The sequence below is a fragment of the Flagellimonas halotolerans genome (genome assembly GCF_035818535.1).
In the GTDB taxonomy this organism is placed as follows: Bacteria; Bacteroidota; Bacteroidia; order Flavobacteriales; family Flavobacteriaceae; genus Flagellimonas; species Flagellimonas halotolerans.
Genome location: NZ_JAYKYV010000002.1, coordinates 279,151 through 295,666 on the forward strand (window position 1 = coordinate 279,151; position 16,516 = coordinate 295,666).

At 40.7% G+C, this 16,516-nt stretch carries 13 protein-coding genes; 3 read left to right on the forward strand and 10 right to left on the reverse strand.

Going from position 1 to position 16,516, the window contains the following annotated elements:
- The first annotated feature begins 133 nt into the window (after positions 1–133).
- Positions 134–931 carry an MBL fold metallo-hydrolase gene (locus VM932_RS04450; protein ID WP_326277350.1) on the forward strand — a complete coding sequence of 266 codons (798 nt, stop codon included), beginning with the start codon at positions 134–136 and terminating at the stop codon, positions 929–931.
- A gap of 65 nt (positions 932–996) precedes the next feature.
- Positions 997–1,686 (forward strand): hypothetical protein, encoded by a 690-nt coding sequence (locus VM932_RS04455; RefSeq protein WP_326277351.1) that lies wholly within the window; start codon positions 997–999, stop codon positions 1,684–1,686.
- Positions 1,687–1,698: 12 nt separating this feature from the next.
- On the opposite strand, the gene ettA is transcribed toward VM932_RS04455, so the two are convergent.
- From ettA to VM932_RS04470, 3 genes are all read right to left on the reverse strand, one after another.
- Positions 1,699–3,390: an energy-dependent translational throttle protein EttA gene (ettA, locus tag VM932_RS04460; protein WP_326277352.1), complete on the reverse strand. Its 1,692-nt coding sequence runs from the start codon at positions 3,388–3,390 to the stop codon at positions 1,699–1,701.
- Between the two features lie 33 nt (positions 3,391–3,423).
- Entirely contained in the window at positions 3,424–3,606 is a 183-nt protein-coding gene (locus VM932_RS04465; RefSeq protein ID WP_326277353.1) for a CAL67264 family membrane protein, read from the reverse strand.
- 66 nt (positions 3,607–3,672) lie between these two features.
- The gene (locus tag VM932_RS04470) at positions 3,673–4,656 is read right to left on the reverse strand and encodes a Gfo/Idh/MocA family protein (RefSeq protein ID WP_326277354.1); all 984 of its coding nucleotides are present in this window, start codon (positions 4,654–4,656) and stop codon (positions 3,673–3,675) included.
- Between the two features lie 63 nt (positions 4,657–4,719).
- Here VM932_RS04470 and VM932_RS04475 point away from each other — a divergent pair, with 63 nt between their 5' ends.
- Complete coding sequence (locus tag VM932_RS04475; RefSeq protein ID WP_326277355.1) at positions 4,720–6,348, forward strand: acyl-CoA carboxylase subunit beta; 1,629 nt, start codon at positions 4,720–4,722, stop codon at positions 6,346–6,348.
- 1 nt (position 6,349) lies between these two features.
- On the opposite strand, the gene VM932_RS04480 is transcribed toward VM932_RS04475, so the two are convergent.
- From VM932_RS04480 to VM932_RS04510, 7 genes are read right to left on the reverse strand one after another with little or no spacing between them, the layout of a single operon-like run.
- A complete protein-coding gene (locus tag VM932_RS04480) occupies positions 6,350–8,080 on the reverse strand; it encodes a DUF2135 domain-containing protein (RefSeq protein WP_326277356.1) in 1,731 nt (576 codons plus the stop codon).
- Positions 8,077–9,813 (reverse strand): DUF2135 domain-containing protein, encoded by a 1,737-nt coding sequence (locus VM932_RS04485; protein WP_326277357.1) that lies wholly within the window; start codon positions 9,811–9,813, stop codon positions 8,077–8,079. The genes VM932_RS04480 and VM932_RS04485 overlap by 4 nt, the downstream gene beginning before the upstream one ends.
- Positions 9,814–9,857: 44 nt before the next feature.
- Entirely contained in the window at positions 9,858–11,204 is a 1,347-nt protein-coding gene (locus VM932_RS04490) for a M24 family metallopeptidase (RefSeq protein ID WP_326277358.1), read from the reverse strand.
- Between the two features lie 30 nt (positions 11,205–11,234).
- Positions 11,235–12,305 carry an AMP-binding protein gene (locus VM932_RS04495; RefSeq protein ID WP_326277359.1) on the reverse strand — a complete coding sequence of 357 codons (1,071 nt, stop codon included), beginning with the start codon at positions 12,303–12,305 and terminating at the stop codon, positions 11,235–11,237.
- On the reverse strand, positions 12,283–13,245 hold the full coding sequence (locus VM932_RS04500; RefSeq protein WP_326277360.1) for a CPBP family intramembrane glutamic endopeptidase: 963 nt from the start codon (positions 13,243–13,245) through the stop codon (positions 12,283–12,285). Before VM932_RS04500 ends, VM932_RS04495 begins: the two co-directional genes overlap by 23 nt.
- Complete coding sequence (menC, locus tag VM932_RS04505) at positions 13,236–14,288, reverse strand: o-succinylbenzoate synthase (protein WP_326277361.1); 1,053 nt, start codon at positions 14,286–14,288, stop codon at positions 13,236–13,238. The genes VM932_RS04500 and menC overlap by 10 nt, the downstream gene beginning before the upstream one ends.
- A gap of 59 nt (positions 14,289–14,347) precedes the next feature.
- The gene (locus VM932_RS04510; protein WP_326277362.1) at positions 14,348–16,309 is read right to left on the reverse strand and encodes a sensor histidine kinase; all 1,962 of its coding nucleotides are present in this window, start codon (positions 16,307–16,309) and stop codon (positions 14,348–14,350) included.
- Positions 16,310–16,516: the final 207 nt, after the last annotated feature.

The following is a 16,516-nucleotide window of genomic DNA, read 5'->3' on the forward strand; positions in this document are numbered from 1 at the left end:
ATTAATCAATCGCATTTGGTTTATATACGCATCAGATTTGTATTTGGATTATTTGATTTAAAATAATGTTCACAAAAAATTACTATTCTGCCCTTTATCCCTTATTTTTAGGAGGATTTAAAAATGATTGACCATGATAAAAAATATACTTTTAACTGCAAGTGCTTTGCTGATATTCCTGATTTCCTGTAAACAGAAGGAAGAAAAGAATGAAAAAACTGCCGAAGTAGAAGAAACCACAATGGAAGTTGAAGCTCCAGTAGCCGCGGAAATAATACCTATTGAACATGCTACAGCCGTAATTGAGTGGAACGGAAATACCATTTATATAGATCCCGTTGGCGGCAAAGCAGCTTTTGAGGGGCAAAAATCGCCAGACATAATTTTTATTACCGATATACATGGCGATCACTTTAATCCAGAAACCTTAAATGAATTAAATCTTGAAGGTGTACAGATTATTGCACCCGATGCCGTAAAACTACAAATGGAGGAAAACTTATCTTCCAAAACAATTACTATGGAGAATGAAGAGACCAAAGAAATCGCTGGTTTCTCCGTAAAAGCCATTCCTATGTACAATTTGCGTGAAGAGGCCAAAGACTTCCATGTAAAAGGCAGAGGAAATGGTTATGTTTTCACCTTTGGTGATGAACGTATTTATTTTTCAGGCGATACCGAAGATATTCCAGAAATGCGTTCCTTGGAAAATATTGACAAAGCATTCATTTGTATGAACCTACCCTACACCATGACCGTGGAAAGCGCTGCCGATGCAGTGTTGGAATTCAAACCCAAACAAGTTTACCCATATCACTTTAGAGGAAGACCCGAGGTAAGTGATGTTAAAAAATTCAAAACGATTGTGAACGAAGGAGATTCCGATATTGAAGTGGTACAATTGGACTGGTATCCCAACGATGATTTTTAGGTATGTGAAATAATTACCTAATTTTATCGTTAGAACAACAAACTTAATAACCAAAAAACTTGAATATGGCTCCCAAATCCCATGTTTTAGTAGTTTTGGCAATCTTTTTTGCCGTACAAGCTACCTACTCTAATCAATGTGACAATTTTTACGCTAAAGTAACCTATGCGCTCAGCCATGGCAAAAAAGCCATGAACGCTACGAATTTTGAGCATCAAATGTATTATGCCGAAAGGGCACGTACCGCTTTGGAAAAATCTGAAGCGTTTATGGCCGAATGTAGTTGCGACAAAGCCAAAAACAAAACCTTGGACGCCATGGAAACCTTGGACAAGGCCATAGAACCGGTTGACTGGGAAACTGGTAGGTTTTTCACAAAAAAGGCTCTTGGGGAAATCAACGAATTGATTACAATTATTGACCAATGTACCCTTGGTAATTCAACAACTACAACTGCGACCGTAGATTCTTCTAGTTACTACGAAGAAAATGCTGTTGAAGAAAAAACCAAAACTGCTTCCGTTAACTCTATGGAACTGGAAATGATCAAGGTTTTTGAAAAACATGCCAATGACAAACTCCAATCAGCGGAGCAAGCCATTGAGCAATTGGTGGAACTATCCAGTTCCATTGGTCCAGCCTCTGCGGGTAACAATCAAGACCCTAACAGCTTAGCAGCCCACCAAAAAGCCTATTTGGAAAAAGCAAAAAAGTTATTGGAGGAAGGCATCAAAAATCTCGGCGGAGAAGAATAATTTTCTCCTTTTTTAACGAATCAATTTTTTGTACTTGATACGCTTGGGCATAATATCCGTTCCCAAGCGTTTCTTTTTGTTCTCCTCGTAATCAGAGAAAGAGCCTTCAAAGAAATATACTTGCGAATCGCCTTCAAAAGCAAGGATGTGGGTACAAATCCTATCCAAGAACCACCTGTCATGCGAAATGATCACCGCACAGCCTGCAAAGTTTTCCAGACCTTCTTCCAAAGCACGAAGCGTATTTACATCCAAGTCGTTGGTAGGCTCATCCAAAAGCAACACATTGCCTTCTTCTTTTAATGTCATCGCCAAATGGAGGCGGTTACGTTCCCCTCCGGAAAGCATGTTCACCTTTTTGTTCTGCTCACTTCCTGAAAAATTGAATCGGCTCAAATAGGCGCGTGAATTTACTTGCCTTCCTCCCATCATAATCAATTCTTGGCCGTCGCTAAAATTCTCCCAAATGGTTTTTTCGGGATCAATATTGGAATGCGATTGGTCCACATAGGCCAATTTTGCAGTTTCACCAACGATAAACTCCCCTTTATCGGGAGTCTCCTCGCCCATGATCATTTTAAAAATAGTGGTCTTACCGGCACCGTTCGGGCCAATAATACCAACAATCCCTGCCTGTGGTAGGTTAAAGTTCAAGTTTTCGTATAACAATTTGTCACCGAAAGCTTTGCTTACATCCTTGGCCTCGATCACATTGGTTCCCAAACGTGGTCCATTGGGAATATAAATTTCCAACTTCTCCTCCATCTGTTTTTGATCTTGGCTCAGGAGTTTGTCATAATTCTTTAAACGGGCTTTTTGCTTTGCCTGTCTTCCTTTGGCGCCTTGGCGAACCCAATCCAACTCTCGTTCCAATGTTTTTTGGCGTTTGGAAGCTTGTTTGCTCTCCTGCTCCAATCGTTTCGCTTTTTGATCCAACCAGCTAGAGTAGTTTCCTTTCCAGGGAATACCCTCTCCGCGGTCCAGTTCCAAAATCCAACCAGCCACATTGTCCAAGAAATAACGGTCGTGTGTTACAGCGATAACCGTTCCTTTATATTGTGCCAAATGGTGCTCCAACCAATGTACCGACTCGGCATCCAAGTGGTTGGTAGGCTCATCCAACAAAAGCACGTCCGGTTCTTTCAACAACAAACGGCACAATGCCACTCTTCTACGCTCACCGCCGGAAAGTACGCTTATTTTCTTGTCAGATTCTGGAGTACGAAGGGCATCCATCGCAATCTCCAGTTTTGTATCCAATTCCCAAGCATTGGAAGCATCTATCTGATCTTGAAGCGCAGCTTGCTTGTCCATCAACTTTTGCATTTTGTCCGCATCCTCATATACTTCGGGCAGACCGAACATATCGTTGATTTTATTGTACTCATCCAAAATGGCGACGGTTTCGGCAACACCTTCCTTTACCACTTCAAGAACGGTTTTATCCTCATCCAACTGTGGCTCCTGCTCCAAATAACCAACAGAATAACCTGGAGAGAAAACCACATCTCCCTGATAATTTTTATCGACCCCTGCGATTATTTTCAACAAGGTGGATTTACCCGAACCGTTTAGACCCAAAATTCCAATTTTGGCGCCATAGAAAAAGCTTAGGTATATGTTTTTAAGTACAGGGGTGTTGGCCGTTTTAAAGGTCTTGGTAACCCCAGACATTGAAAAAATGACTTTTTTATCGTCTGACATCTACTATAAATTAAATGGTTTAAGAAAAAGAGGCTATACTCTGCCTTTTAAGGCGTTGAACACCCAAGCTACGGCAAAAAATCCAATTCCAACAGCAGCAAAGCCCCATCCTGCTACTTCATCATATTTAAAAGCTCCAAGTGCTATCATACCCAAACCTACCAAAATCATAATCCATGTGGCATAGGCCAGCACTGTGTTCTTATTCATAATCATTGTTTAAATTTCTGAAGGGTTTCAAATATCGTAAAAATAGATATAATGTAAAGTTATTATTAAGGATTATGTTTCAAAAGGGAAGCTTACACCACTTTTTTCCCTGACCTTGTCCAACAACTCTGATAAATCCAAGCTATTTTGATGTGACCATAGGTCACTTTCAATTTTGTTTTCACACAAACATTTGTGCACCTCCAAAATCTCGTAGTAGTAGCCAATTCCGGTTAAAGGCAAACTGAACTTATTGGTTTTATCATCTTTTGCCAAGGTATACTCGTCTGCTTCGTGCCATCTAGGTTTTAAAAACAACTGTCCTTTGCTACCTGATATTTCAGCCTCCATTTTAGAATCGCTTGTAAGTCCGCTATAGAGGATTGATTGGGCTTCTTTATAATCAAAAATCATACTGGTTTGGAGTTCTGTTCCATTTTCATGGAACTTGGATGTAGCCATAATATCATCTGGCATGCCCAACAACAAATAAGATAGAAAAATGGGGTAAATACCTATATCCAATATACTGCCCGAAGCTAAATCGGGATTCAATAATCTAGAGTCCAAATCTCTGTCCAAACCGTAAAATGCAAAATCCGCATGGATGTATTTCAAATCACCCACCACCCCTTCATCAACCAATTGCTTTACTTTTTTGATGGATGGATTGAACCTAGACCACATGGCCTCCATTAAAAATGCGTTGTTTTGTTTGGAAGCATTTACCTGTTCCACCACTTCCGCCCTATTGACGCCCATTGGTTTTTCACAAAGTACCCCAATACCATTTTCAAGGGCTTTTACGGACAATTCCTTATGAAAATTATGCGGTGTGGCTATATAAACCACATCTACTGTTCCTGACCGGAACAATGCATCATAACTTCCAAAAGTGTGTTGTACATTATAGTCATTTGCAAAAGCTTCGGCACGTTCCAATGACCTTGATGCCACCGCAGCAATCTCGGCATCATCAACGAGCATAAGGTCCGATACAAATTTTCTAGCTATTTTTCCTGGGCCAACAATGCCCCATCTTATTTTGGTTTCCATAGAGTTCAAAAGTAATAATTATAACTCCTTATCTTTAACCAACTAAATGAATTTTCAAAAAGAATGGATATAAACTTCAATAAGAACGAAGACCACAATAAATTAAAACTTTCAGACCTGAACCGTAGATTGGCCAAAGTGAAACTCGGCGGTGGTAAAAGTCGTATTGAAAAGCATCATGCCAAAGGCAAAATGACTGCAAGGGAACGTATTGATTATTTACTGGATGATGATGGACAATCCATTGAAATAGGTGCTTTTGCCGGGGAAAACATGTATGAGGAACACGGTGGATGTCCCTCGGGCGGTGTTGTGGTAAAAGTGGGTTATGTGCAAGGCAAACAATGTGTTGTCGTGGCGAACGATGCTACCGTAAAAGCGGGTGCCTGGTTTCCCATTACCGGAAAGAAAAACCTACGCGCACAGGAAATTTCCATCGAAAATAAGTTGCCCATTATTTATTTGGTGGATAGTGCAGGGGTATATTTACCCATGCAGGACGAGATTTTCCCTGACAAAGAACATTTTGGACGCATTTTTAGAAACAATGCCGTGATGAGCAGTATGGGAATTACCCAAATTGCAGCCGTTATGGGTAGTTGCGTAGCTGGTGGTGCCTACCTGCCCATTATGAGTGACGAAGCTTTGATCGTCGACAAAACTGGGAGCATATTTTTAGCAGGAAGTTACTTGGTAAAGGCTGCCATCGGGGAGAGTATTGACAACGAAACCTTGGGCGGCGCTACGACGCATTCCGAAATTAGTGGAGTAACAGATTACAAAGCCAAGGACGACAAGGATGCTTTGGACAAAATAAAGAACATCGTAGATAAAATCGGGGATTTTGACAAGGCGGGCTTCAATCGGGTTGAAGCCAAGAAACCGGTCGAGAATCCTGATGATATTTTTGGCATATTGCCCGCATCCCGAAGCGACCAGTACGATATGTTGGAAATTATAAAGCGTTTGGTGGACGATTCCGAATTTGAGCAATACAAAGAGGGTTACGGCAAAACAATACTAACAGGCTATGCCCGCATAGATGGTTGGGCCGTAGGCATTGTAGCCAATCAAAGAAAGGTTGTCAAAACCAAAAAGGGTGAGATGCAGTTTGGCGGTGTCATCTATTCCGATTCCGCGGACAAGGCAACCCGATTTATTGCCAATTGCAATCAAAAGAAGATTCCACTTGTGTTTTTACAAGACGTTACCGGATTTATGGTGGGCAGTAAAAGTGAGCATGGCGGTATTATAAAAGATGGTGCCAAAATGGTGAATGCCGTTAGCAATTCGGTAGTGCCCAAATTTACCATTGTAATTGGCAACAGCTACGGAGCGGGAAATTACGCCATGTGCGGAAAAGCTTATGACCCAAGATTGATTGTAGCCTGGCCAAGTGCCGAACTTGCCGTTATGAGCGGAAATTCTGCCGCAAAAGTGCTTTTGCAGATTGAAAAGGCAAGTTTAGAAAAAAGTGGAAAACCAGTAGATGCCGAAAAAGAGAAAGAACTTTTTGATAACATAAAGCAACGGTACGATGACCAAATATCTCCCTATTACGCTGCAGCCCGACTTTGGACGGACGCCATAATCGACCCGTTGGATACCCGTAAATGGATTTCCATGGGGGTTGAGGCCGCCAATCATGCTCCCATTATAAAGCAATTTAATATGGGAGTGCTACAAGTATAATTTATTTGCTTTGGGCCATTGGTGAGGGAAGAGTAAAATCAAACAAATGCCGATTGGCCCCTTTGGTGCCCAAACGATAAACCTTAATCTCTTTGCTTTGCAATTTGCTGCCGTAGTTGCGGTAAATGGTAACTTTTAGGTAAGAGGGCGTCAATTGTTTGTTGCCATGGTAGGTTGCATTTATCCTCCAGATGCCCGGCAATTCATCATCAAGCAAAAAGTCGGCCATGGAATAGCCCAATTTCTTTTCGGAACGAATCCTCTCTGGCATTTCGGCCAAGGTATGTTTCCAGTTGAAATATTGATTGCTTGGGTTTACAAACTGCAAATCGAACTCGGCTTCCGAATCGTTCCACTCAAAAACAAGTCTGGTGGTATAATCACCCAGCGGACTATTATTTTTATTCATTTTAGCGCCAAACAAATTTTCAATTTCCCGAGCAATTATAGCTGATAGTTCTTTGTCACCTGAAGATATTAAACCCTCACCTTGCAAATACGCGTGCCGCGCATAAAGTAAAGCTGCTTGTTCCGTTTTACCTAGATTATGGTAGTTATTGGCCATATTTATAAAGCTTTGAGTATAATCGGGTCGCAACAAGTAAATCTTTTTGTAAACCTCATAAGCCTTATCAAAACGGGATTGAGATTCATACGTAAAGGCCAATGCTTTTAACCAAACAGGGTTTTCTTCAAAAAAGTTAAAATTCTCGACTATTATTTTATCCGCTTCTCCTTTTCCATGTTTCTTAAAAAACAAAGAGTAGGCATCCAAGTAGAAATAGGGGACTCCGGAAAAATCCTTTTCATAGTTATGGTAGGTTTGAATCATTTTATTTAAACCTACTGCATTTGCCATTTCCTTTAAGTACAGGGGCAAATCGTCCTTAGCTTCAGAACTTGATACAACTTTTCCAGTAACAAAATTGTTTCGCAGTCTAGCTTGATCATAAATTTTAAGGCTATTTTCTTCCCGCAGTCCGTGCACACCGTTATTTGTGTTTATGATTACTACACCACCACTAGCGATATGTCCATAACGCCATACCGCCTGAATCCCTGGGATAATGCCTACACGCTGTATGTTGGAGACGTCGAGCCATATAGGTGGGTCTGTAAAAATGCTTCCGTCCACCTCGAACAGTGCAGGTTTTTGATTATTGATTGAGCCTCCCCCTCTTAAAAACAAAGTTCGAACAGAACGTCCTGTGGAAGGATTACTATTTGTGCCTATCCTAATCCCTGACCTTCTACTTGCAATCGCCCGCAATACATCTGAACCTTGTGTAAATTCTGAGCCGTCAATCACTTTTAAGTGATAGGCTACAGTAGCAGGACTGATATATCCGAACGATGAATGTACTATGGTTGAATCCATGAAATAATTCATTGCAAGGTTCTTTTGCCTGCTAATTTTCTTGGTTACCACCACTTCATCCAACAATTCTACTCTAGGTTGCATGGCAATGTTCAAAATTCGGGTAACATCTTCAACGATAATGGTGATGGTATCCATGCCCATGTGCGTATATTGAAGCTCTTCCCTCGGAGCAGCTAGAATCTCATACCTTCCCTCTGTATTTGATGTTGTACTTTCTTCAGACGAAAGATTAATGATTTTCACATTGGACAAGGGTTTATTACCATCGTTTACATGGCCTACGATATTTTTTTGTGCAAAGCTCAAGGTCACAACTCCGAACAAAAATAGTATTGAGAAAAGTGTTTTCAATTGTTGACTACGTTGATGGGAAAAGTAAAATCAAACAAATGCTGATTGGCGCCTTTGGTGCCCAAACGATAAACCTTAATCTCTTTGCTTTGCAATTTGCTGCCGTAGTTGCGGTAAATGGTAACTTTTAGGTAAGAGGGCGTCAATTGTTTGTTGCCATGGTAGGTTGCATTTATCCTCCATATGCCCGGCAATTCATCATCAAGCAAAAAGTCGGCCATGGAATAGCCCAATTTCTTTTCGGAACGAATCCTCTCTGGCATTTCGGCCAAGGTATGTTTCCAGTTGAAATATTGATTGCTTGGGTTTACAAACTGCAAATCGAACTCGGCTTCCGAATCGTTCCACTCAAAAACAAGTCTAGCAGCATATTTAGCTTCCTTATCCTTTTTTCTATCCTTGATTTTTAAGGTGCTGTTCTCCAGAGTGAACAAATTCTTGATTTCGCGCTTCATGATCATCCCCAGTTCCATACTATCCACAGGCAACATTCCCTCATCCTGAAGATATGCATGCCTTGCATACAAAGTGGTTGCGGACTTGGGTTGATCCAAATTACGATAGCTATTGGCCATATCTATAAAGCTTTGGGCATAATCAGGACGTAATGAATAAACTTTTTTATAGATTTCATGCGCCTTTTCGTACCTCTCCTCGCTCTCCAACGTGTAGGCGAGCGCTTTCAGCATCACTGGGTTTTTATCGGTTACATTTATAAATCTTTCCAAAATTTCCTCTGCAAAGTCCTCCTCCCCGCGTTCCTCATAAAAATAAGTATAGGAATCCAAAAGAAAATACGGGTGATTACCGTAGGTTCCCTTCATTTTACTGTAAATGTTTTTGGCTGTTGCTGCGGATTCACTTTGGTAAAGTCGTTCTAAATAAACGGGCAATGTTTGCGCATCTATTCTTTCTTTTACCTGACCTTCCTTTACAAAATTGTTTCTCAGTCTAGCTTGATCGAAAGGTTTATTGTTTTCACGTGGAGTAACTGTGCCGGTTTTGGTGTTGATTAAAACAACACCTCCCACACCAAGTGTACCATACAGGGATGTTGCCGTCAATGAAGATATAAAGGCTATTCTCTTCACATTTCCCAGAAGTTGGCTGCAATTAACTTTAGTCAAAACCACACCATCCACATCGAAAACCGCTATGCTTTTGTGTGAAGATACACTTTGAATCGATCTCATTTTTACAATCAGTTCGTCCGTTGTAAGATTACAAAATGCATTTACACCTGCAAACCGTCCAACAATCAATGAATTCAAGTTGGGTGCTCTATCAATTTCATCTTCACCAATTATTCGTAAAGGAAAACTTGACGTCTCTTGATCCATATAACCAAAAGAAGATTTTATAATTTTAGGGCTTGAATTATATTCTAATTCCATTTCTTTCTGCCCTTTTAAAATAGATTTAGATACGACCACTTCATCCAATGCTTCGATTCTAGGTTGCATGGCTATGTTCAAAATTCGGGTAATATCTTCAACGATAATGGTGACGGTATCCATACCCATGTAGGTATATTGAATTTCTTCACGGGTCTTGGCCATAATTCGGTATTGGCCCTCGGCATCAGACGCCGTTTTACATCCAGTAGCCAAATTGGTAATCTGAACGTTGGACAATGCCAATTTACCATCAGTGACACGTCCTTTGATCTGATTTTGACCATAGGCCATACCAGAAAACAAAATAAATACTCCTGTAAAATATAGCAACCTCATAGCAACTTGAAAATTAGAAGGTTACTAAATCTACAAAAAAATAATCAGTTCCCTAAATGCGATTTTGGCCTTGGGACCAACAATAATTCGGTTTGTCGTCCATTAATGTATCGAAACCCATCTTCACCAAAAAAACCAGGTTCTTCCAGCATTATGCGGATGTCCCTGTTCCATTCGGGGATGTTTACGGTGGCATTCAGTTCAATAGCATAGGCGGTGTTGGGATTTAAGGGATAGTTTTCACCATCATCTTTCATAACCCCGCCTTGTGCATCCCACATACCAATAGTGGTCCCGGCAGAGTGTCCATAGGTACCCAAAGGATGTGTATAAATTGATGGTCTTAGTCCAGCAACTTTCGCATCTTGCAGGGCTTTGGCCAAAATCTCGTTGCCTACCCTGCCCGCTACCATGTTTTGGGTGAGAAAGTCTTGTACACGGTTACCATCATATAAAGCGTTCACCAAAAAAGAGGGGGCTTCGGTTTCTTCTGGTTTAAGTAAGTAGGCTAGTTCCTGGCAGTCCGTATTTAAACGCAAGTAGGTGATTCCAAAATCGCAGTGCAACAGATCCCCTTGTTGGATGACTTCGTCATCTGGTCTTCCCGAAAAAGAATATAGGTGACCTACCAACTCTTCACTTGTCCGCTGAACATCCACGGTAGGATGAAACCAAGTCTCCAGACCCAAATCCGTAACTTTTTGACGCATCCACCATTCCACTTCGGTGGTGGTGGTAACGCCAGGCGTAATCACCTTTTCCGAGAAAGCTTCGGCGATAATGTCGTGGGTAATATCCGTCAACTGATTAAAAATGGTCATTTCCCGAGGTGTACGGGTCTCTATCCAACGTACTGCCAGTTGTTCTGCGGAAACCACTTTGGATCGGTATTTTTTAGGTAGATTGGACATAAACTCATCGTAATCCGTTTTATCAAGACCATCGGCTATGTTGTGGTCCTTGGAAAAATTGAGCCCTATTTTCTCAGGGTTCCGTTCGGTAATCAATTCCATCAAACGTTTCCACTGATTGGGCTCTTTGTCCTTATCCCAAGCGGAAATAATGCTTTTTCCGATATTATAACGGGAGACGGCCAATTTATCTATTGTGTTGTTCTCCTTATTCCTATAAAAGAGGATGATAGTCCTTCGTCTTGCATTCAACCATGTTGCGGGAAGCATCGTCTTAAGAACAGGGTCTTCGTTGTATTCACGGGATATTAATATCCACATATCCAATCCGGTCTCGTCCATTAATTTAGGCAGTAAATTATTGAACCTATCCTCAAGGATTTCGTCCACTACCCTCGCACGTTCCACTTCGGGGAGTATTTGTTGGGAAATGGCAATAAAGGGCAATAGCAGTACTATTAGGTTGATGGTTTTTCGCATGGTTGATTTTTTAGTTTGATGCTTATAAAATTAAGCAATCAGCTGAATTGTTTTTTTCCTATTGATTTTTTTAGTTGCAGTTTCCGAGAAGGCTTTTACAAAATAAACCTCCTTGGGCACCTCGTATTTTGATAGCGTTTTTAATTCCTTGATGGTTTGATGCAGTTCACGCCCATCGGTTGAAACGCCTTCTACTAAGAGCACTAATTTTTGTCCCAAAGTTTCATCTGGTATGCCAGTAACAAAAAAGCGTGATTGTATTACACTTGATAGTTTTTCCTCAATCGTTTCGGGAACCAATTTGATTCCGCCCGAATTGATTATGGAATCATACCTGCCCAGCCATTTAAACTTGGTGTTACTTACAAGTTCCACAAAATCATTGGTGACGACTTTCCGGTCTGAAATTTTAGGTGCATCAATTACCAGACACCCCCTATTGTCTTGGCTTACAAAAACATGGGGCAGCGTCTCAAAACTATTAACTGAATCATCAGTTATTCGTTTTATGGCAATATGGGTTATGGTCTCTGTCATCCCATAGGTTTCGTAAGCTTCAACAGTTAGCGTAAGCTTGCTTTGCAAACTTGAATCCACGGGTGCGCCACCAATAATCAGTTTGTTGACCCTTACTAAATCTTTCAAGGAATTTTGGGCCTGTAAGGGCACCATGGCCACAAAATCGTAGGTTTTATTAGTATTTGACAAGGGTGTCGATGAGGGTTCCACACAATCCAAATGTAAACCGAGAACCATGGCTCGTACCAACATCATTTTACCAGCAATTCCGGCACATGGCAAACACAAAAGGGCCTTATGCTTGGGCTCTAATTTAAAATATGTTCCCGTAGCCAGTGCGGAATTTACCATTTGCTTTTTTTTAAGCACTATGGTTTTAGGTTTGCCCGTAGATCCAGAAGTGTGGACTTTCATTGTTGACTCATCCGAAGACCAGTCCAACAAAAAGTCTCCAATGCTTTTTTCAAACGGCTTTCCTTCCTTTATGAGGGTTTGACCTATTTTAGGTAGACCTTCAAAATTTGATGGAATATTGTTTAACCTAAAATCGGGGTGGACATTATGCCAAGTCGGATGCTCCATCGCTAATTGCTACATATTCTTCTTTGGTCAACACTTTTCCAAAAAGGCGTTCGTTCCAGTTCTTCCAGCCGTATTTTTTTGAGAAAATAAACAGCAAAATGGGATAAACCACAAAAACAGGAATCAGAACATCCCAGCCCAATACGGGTTCCGAAACATCTTTATAAAGTGAGTTGGTTTGGAAGGCTGTCCAGTCCGCCGTAACCAGAATGGCCGTAAAAAAATTATTGGCTGCATGGAAACCTAAAGGTAATTCCAGTCCTTCATCCATTAAAGTCAATATGCCAAGAAAAAAACCGGTTCCTATATAATATACCAAAACACCATAGCCCAATTTCTCTACCTCTGGGTTAAAAATGTGCAATAGTCCAAAAAGTGAGGAACTTATCAAAAATGGAAGCCATTTGTTCTTTGAAGCAATTCCAATGGCCTGCATTAAATAGCCGCGGGTAAAGTATTCTTCAAAACTGGTTTGGACAGGGATAAAAATTACTGAAATAATGACCAACATAAAGAATGGTCCAGGATTAAAATCGAACTCATAGTTTTCGGGAGACAGATACACATCCAGGAAAACCAGTCCAGATGAAATTATCCCCCAAAGGAAAAAGGAAAAAGCGATTCGTCTCCAATCAATCCCTTTTCTAGAAGTGGTGAAATCCTTGAATGGCAACTTATGAATGAACTTTACAACAAACCATAAGCTTACCATTCCTCCCAAAAAGGTCAGGAGTACCAAAAGAAAAAACAAGTTGAGACCTAGAGTCTCGGCCATGGCACCATAATCCGTCGGTATGGAATTCATAAAATCCGACTTTAAAATCAAGGCGAAAATAAGGGGAATTCCTCCAAGCACCTGCCAACCAATAAAAACAATCAACAAACCGACCAAATACCTCCAACGCTCTGTAAATCCTTTATACGCTTGCTCTATGTACATATTTCTTGAATTAAATCCATATCCCAGCCATTTGTTCGGCTGTAAAAAAGCTTGCCCTCGGCTACTTCCAAAGGACTTGCTATATTGTTGGTAAAAAGGCTACCTGTTCCCAACCCTTGCGGCATTGTTGTGTCCAGCGAATACGTATACTGTGCAATGGCGTTTAGCCCAATATTGCTTTCCAGCGCACTTGTAATCCACCAACCAATGCTTTGTTTTTCTGCTAAATCTATCCACTCTTGGCTACCTTTTATCCCGCCGACCAAACTTGGTTTCAATATGATATATTGCGGTTGTATGGTTTGTAGCAATTTTTCTTTTTGTGTTACATCAAAAACTCCAATCAATTCCTCGTCCAATGCAATGGGCAATGGTGTTTTTTTGCAAAGCTTGGCCATTTCTTCCCACTGACCTGCTTTTATGGGCTGTTCAATTGAATGTATTTTAAATTCCGACAATTTTTCCAATTTTTCCATGGCTTCTTCGGGTGAAAACGCTCCATTGGCATCTACACGCAGTTCTATTTCTTCTGGGGTAAAATTTTTTCGGATGGATTTAAGGATAGAAACTTCTTTTTCAAAATCAATGGCTCCTATCTTCATTTTGATGCAGCCAAAACCATCTTTCAGTTTTTGCTCCAATTGTTTTAGCATATAAGCCTCGTCGCCCATCCAAATAAGCCCGTTTATGGGTATTGGGGATCCCTTTTTCGTAAAATCGGACGGAAAAAGCTCAAACGGGTCTTTGGATTGTAACGACAACAAGGCCTGTTCCAGCCCAAACTGAATGGACGGATAAGCCCTTAAATGATGCAACAATTCATCTTTTCCTAAATGGATGTTATTGCAGGCCCAAGCAAGTTGTTGTTCATAATCGGGCAGGTCATCAACGCTCAATCCGCGCAATATTCCGCACTCCCCTATTCCAAATGCATTAGCATCTTTAAGGATGATGTACCAAGTTTCTTTTTGGGTCATTACACCGCGCGAGGTACCGCTGGGGACTTTAAAATTAAGGGTATACTTTTTAGAGCTTGCTTTCATGAAGTAGGCCAAATTTAAGTATCATTATTTGAATATCCCTTTAGCGAGAGAAAAATAAATCAACTAAAGTTGAACCAAAACCGTACCCCTTCAACTTCCCTATCTATGTTCAATTTGGATTGAAGTTGATTCACCAATCGGTTGATAAGGCGAATGCCCATGGAGGAGTGGGCACGTTCATCGGTATCTTCCGGTAGCCCTATACCATTGTCGGTATATTCAAAATAGCCTTGATCACCGTTTTTACGCAGGTGGATGTAGATTTTACCGTTGTCATCGTTATCGGGAAAGGCGTACTTGAAAGAATTGGATACAAGTTCGTTCAAAATCAAGCCAAAGGGAATCGCCCGATCAATGTCCAGTTCGGTGCCTTCTGCATCAATGGTAATGCTGATGTTGTGACCTCCTTTTTTGTAGACGGATTGCACACTGTTGATCAAACTCTCGATGTATCCTTGCATTTCTATCACCGAAAGGTCATCGTTCTGATACAATTTTTGATGGATCAAAGCCATGGCCTTTACCCTGCTCTTGCCTTCTTCCAGAGCCACAATCGCAGCTTTGCTTCGCGTGTTCTTGGTCTGTAGGCTCAACAAACTGCTTACCATTTGCAGGTTGTTCTTTACCCTATGGTGAATCTCTTTTAAAAGAGAATCTTTTTCCACAAGGGAGTTTTCAATAATATGCTTCTGTTCGGCGATCAATCGTTGGTTTTTGATACTCTTTAAATAGGCATATACCAATCCAGCAAAGCCCAAAAGGGTAAATATCAAGGAAATGAACACCAAGTTGATTCGTTCATCCTTGGCTTTCATCTCGCTACGGGCCAGTTCGTTTATTCTTTTTTGCTCATCTATGAGCCTTTGGGAATTTTCCAAGTCCTCGTTGGCAACAATGGTGACCAATTGTTGTTTTATAAGTGCTGATTGTTTTTTTGATAACGAATCCTTGATTCTTTCATTACGCTTGTAATAGATCGAGGCGTTTTTATAGTTTTCGACCTTGTCATAAAAAGCTGCCAGCAAACTGTTCTTTTTTATGGTCTGGAGCACCGAGATATTGTCGAACTCAACGTCTAAATATTTTTTTGCCGCAGAAAAACGATCCATTTGCAAATTGGCCTCGGCCAAGTAAAGGGTGTTTTCCACAACTTCGCTTTGATCCTTATTATTTGGTGATTTATTTAAGGTTTCTATACTGGTTTCCAAAAGTGGGATTGCCTCTTCATATTCGCCAAGCATTACATGACATTTTGCAATGTTCCCCTCTATTTCTGCCTTTAACAGATTACTTTCAAATATATCCGATTCACTTTTTTGGGTAGAAATATCGTTGATATACACATCCAAATAAGCCTTTGCTTTTTTTAATTCGCTCAAGGCCGTCGGTGCAGAGTCGTCCAACCTTAAATAGTTGCCCACCTTACTATGGTATTTTGCCAAACCATAGGAATCGTTGTCCGCAATGGTTGGCTTTACCTCCATTATATATTGGTTACGGGCTTTTCTATACAATCCTAGATTGCTGTAGATGTCGTAAAAAGAAACATTATTGGTCAATCCAAGCTCGCGCTTTTGTTTTCGGATTTCAATCTGTTTATCAAACAATTGGAGGTTGGCGTAGTTATCATCGAGGACATCCAAAACTATTCGCCGGGAGTCAGCATCCAAGGAATCCTTAATCTCGTACAGTTCCATAGCCAAGGCTGTGCTTTTATCATATTCGCCCAAATCGTTGTACACCTGTGCCTGCATTACTTGGTAAAGGTGCGAAGCTGTAGTATCTTGAGTTTTTTGGGCGTTGGCCAAATAAATTTTGATGGTATCCAACCAATCGTAGGCAGAATTTACATTGTACCGATCCAAGGAATTGAAAAAAACCTCAAACCGCTGAGAAGCTTGGTCGGTATCCTGAAACTCTTTGAGGACACTTTCCTCTTCATCTACAGCGTTTTGTGCAGATGAATTGAAAAGAAAAACAAAAAATACCGTGGTAAATAAAAATTTTACGTAACGTCCCATTAATTTAATTGATATAGCGACCACGGATTGTTTCCGCGGGCCCTATATTATTATCGTGCCCTTTTTTCCTTTATTGCCCCGACATCCAATTCAATTCAAAAAACGGAACATTGTACCGAATTGCAACGTATGGGGTATATAAAGAACGTTAGTTTTCCCACAAAATTAAATCCAATAGGAAAGAGTTGACCACTATTGTTGTGAAAG

What these genes read in the sequence shown, in the direction of transcription:
- VM932_RS04450 (WP_326277350.1), top strand. Translation starts at nt 134, where the DNA reads ATGATAAAAAATATACTTTTAACTGCAAGTGCTTTGCTGATATTCCTG.
- ettA (WP_326277352.1), bottom strand. Translation starts at nt 3,390, where the DNA reads ATGTCAGACGATAAAAAAGTCATTTTTTCAATGTCTGGGGTTACCAAG.
- VM932_RS04510 (WP_326277362.1), bottom strand. Translation starts at nt 16,309, where the DNA reads ATGGGACGTTACGTAAAATTTTTATTTACCACGGTATTTTTTGTTTTT.
- VM932_RS04495 (WP_326277359.1), bottom strand. Translation starts at nt 12,305, where the DNA reads ATGGAGCATCCGACTTGGCATAATGTCCACCCCGATTTTAGGTTAAAC.
- VM932_RS04465 (WP_326277353.1), bottom strand. Translation starts at nt 3,606, where the DNA reads ATGATTATGAATAAGAACACAGTGCTGGCCTATGCCACATGGATTATG.
- VM932_RS04485 (WP_326277357.1), bottom strand. Translation starts at nt 9,813, where the DNA reads ATGAGGTTGCTATATTTTACAGGAGTATTTATTTTGTTTTCTGGTATG.
- VM932_RS04490 (WP_326277358.1), bottom strand. Translation starts at nt 11,204, where the DNA reads ATGCGAAAAACCATCAACCTAATAGTACTGCTATTGCCCTTTATTGCC.
- menC (WP_326277361.1), bottom strand. Translation starts at nt 14,288, where the DNA reads ATGAAAGCAAGCTCTAAAAAGTATACCCTTAATTTTAAAGTCCCCAGC.
- VM932_RS04470 (WP_326277354.1), bottom strand. Translation starts at nt 4,656, where the DNA reads ATGGAAACCAAAATAAGATGGGGCATTGTTGGCCCAGGAAAAATAGCT.
- VM932_RS04475 (WP_326277355.1), top strand. Translation starts at nt 4,720, where the DNA reads ATGGATATAAACTTCAATAAGAACGAAGACCACAATAAATTAAAACTT.
- VM932_RS04455 (WP_326277351.1), top strand. Translation starts at nt 997, where the DNA reads ATGGCTCCCAAATCCCATGTTTTAGTAGTTTTGGCAATCTTTTTTGCC.
- VM932_RS04500 (WP_326277360.1), bottom strand. Translation starts at nt 13,245, where the DNA reads ATGTACATAGAGCAAGCGTATAAAGGATTTACAGAGCGTTGGAGGTAT.